Source organism: Vibrio sp. D173a (assembly GCF_030248475.1).
In genome coordinates this window covers 1-2,314 of the sequence record NZ_JAHGAH010000038.1, presented here as the reverse complement: position 1 = coordinate 2,314, position 2,314 = coordinate 1, and the positions used below count along the sequence as shown (strand labels likewise).

At 45.2% G+C, this 2,314-nt stretch carries 2 protein-coding genes; one reads left to right on the top strand and one right to left on the bottom strand.

What is annotated here, in order from left to right; all coding sequences use genetic code 11:
* Nucleotides 1-39: 39 nt before the first annotated feature.
* On the bottom strand, nucleotides 40-1,251 hold the full coding sequence (locus tag KIV40_RS05145; protein ID WP_012128717.1) for a diguanylate cyclase: 1,212 nt from the start codon (nucleotides 1,249-1,251) through the stop codon (nucleotides 40-42).
* A 211-nt stretch (nucleotides 1,252-1,462) separates the two neighbouring features.
* Here KIV40_RS05145 and dinB point away from each other — a divergent pair.
* A partial coding sequence (dinB, locus tag KIV40_RS05140) for a DNA polymerase IV (RefSeq protein WP_285348143.1) occupies nucleotides 1,463-2,314 on the top strand: 852 nt, incomplete at its 3' end.

Below are 2,314 nucleotides of genomic sequence, written 5' to 3'. Positions count from 1 at the left end.
GGCCTCCTCCTACTCGATTAATCGAGAAACAGGGCGCTATTAGTAGATAGTCTGGTTTCGACCACTTTCTTTCGCTTGATATAAACGGTCATCAGCAACTTTAATCTGTTGATCAAGGTTTCCTTCAACACTCGATACACCAATACTTATGGTTACTTGGATGCTATCGTTCTGGTAAGGGACTGGCGTTTTTTCAACACGTTGGCGCATTTGCTCTAATCGAATGACGAAGTCGTCATAACTGCCACAGGCTTGAATACAGAACTCTTCCCCGCCAAAGCGAGCAATTACATCGTCTGGGAAATAGATCTTCAAGATATTCGCCACCATCACAAGTGCAGCATCACCCCCATCATGCCCGTAGTTATCGTTGACCTTCTTGAAAAAGTCGATATCTAACATCGCGATGTTGCGCTTTTCGCAGCCGCTACACGCTTGCCCAAACAAGAAACGTCGATTCCACAGGCCCGTGAGAGCATCTTGGTTCGCCATTCTAAACAGTTCTGTTGTTGCTTCCTTCATGTCCAAGATTTGATGAACTCGGCAGAAGAACTCTTCTTGATTGAAAGGCTTATATAGAAAGTCATTCGCACCTGCTTTAAGAAAGCGAGCAGTCATTGTGTGATCGTCACTGCCTGAGATACCAAGAATAGCAAGTTGGTTCTTATCTAGTTTCTGGCGTAGTTCGCGAATCATGGTAATGCCGTCTTTTACTGGCATATCGTGATCAGTCAGCACCAAGGTGATATCTGGATTCTGCTCGATCAGCTCAATGGCTTGCTGGCCATTTTCAGCTTGTAGTGTTTGTATGTATTGGTGCTCTAGTAGTTGCACCACATGGCGACGAACCGTCATTGAATCATCGACCACCAAACACTTATGGTGCTGATTATTCGTTAATCGTTTGAGGAGTGGAAGCAGGTAGGATACCGATGCCATGCTGTCCTTTAAGATGTAATCGAGTACACCTTTGGCCAACATTTTTTCGCGAGCATCATCTTGAAACATAGCCGTCAGCACGATGACTTTTTGCTGATGAGAAAGTACCAAGTCGATGATTTCGCCATCTTGTGCGTCGGGCAGGCAATAGTCGAGAACGGCACAAAGCAATTCTGGTTGAGTTGCTAAAATCGATTGGGCTTCAGCATAGCTTTCTGCCGTGAGTACCTCATAACCTGCTTGGTTTAACAGCTGTTGTAAGTAGTTTTTAAAGGCACGGCTGTCTTCGACGACCAGTATTTTGTTACTCAAAAAGTTTCCCTACTTTTGTGTATAAATTAACTTTAGTGTTATAGGTATCAATAATAATGAAATGCAATTTGAATACCATGAAAAATTCTTGATCTCTGACTCCAGATAACACTATTTCCAATGTGTCTATTTATCGCTATACTGTTTTTTTAAACAGTGCTTTTGTGTGCAAAACGTGATTGAGCGAGTCAGAAAAATTATTCACGTGGATATGGATTGCTTTTATGCCGCGGTAGAGATGCGTGATAACCCAAGCTATCGTGGTGTTGCACTTGCTGTAGGTGGCCATGAGAAGCAGCGAGGCGTGATCAGTACGTGTAACTATGAAGCGCGTAAGTTTGGTGTGCGCAGTGCAATGCCAACAGCGCGTGCGCTCCAGCTTTGTCCTAACTTACTTGTCGTTCCAGGGCGAATGCATGTGTACAAGCAAGTTTCTCAACAGATCCGAGCTATCTTCGAACGATACACTCAGCTCATTGAGCCGCTGTCCCTTGATGAGGCGTATCTTGATGTAACGGATTCCACTGCCTGTCGAGGCTCTGCCACCTTAATCGCAGAATCGATTCGTCGCGACATACATACGGAGTTGGGGCTAACGGCATCGGCAGGTATTGCGCCAATTAAGTTTCTTGCCAAAGTTGCTTCAGATATGAACAAGCCCAATGGCCAGTTTGTGATTCCGCCAGAGAAGGTTCAAGAAGTCGTAGACAAACTGCCTTTGGAAAAGATCCCAGGTGTTGGCAAAGTGAGTTTGGAGAAGCTTCACCAAGCTGGCTTCTACCTGTGTGAAGATATCAAAAACAGTGATTACCGTGAGTTGTTGCGCCAATTTGGGCGGCAAGGCGCTTCATTGTGGAAGCGCAGCCATGGTATTGATGACCGCGAAGTGGTGGTGGAACGCGAACGTAAATCGGTTGGGGTAGAGCGTACGTTTAGCGAAAACATTGCTACTTATGATGAGTGCTGGCAGGTGATCGAAGATAAGCTCTTCCCTGAACTAGAGAGACGTTTAGAGAAAGCCAGTCCGGATAAATCGATCATTAAACAGGGTATCAAGCTCAAG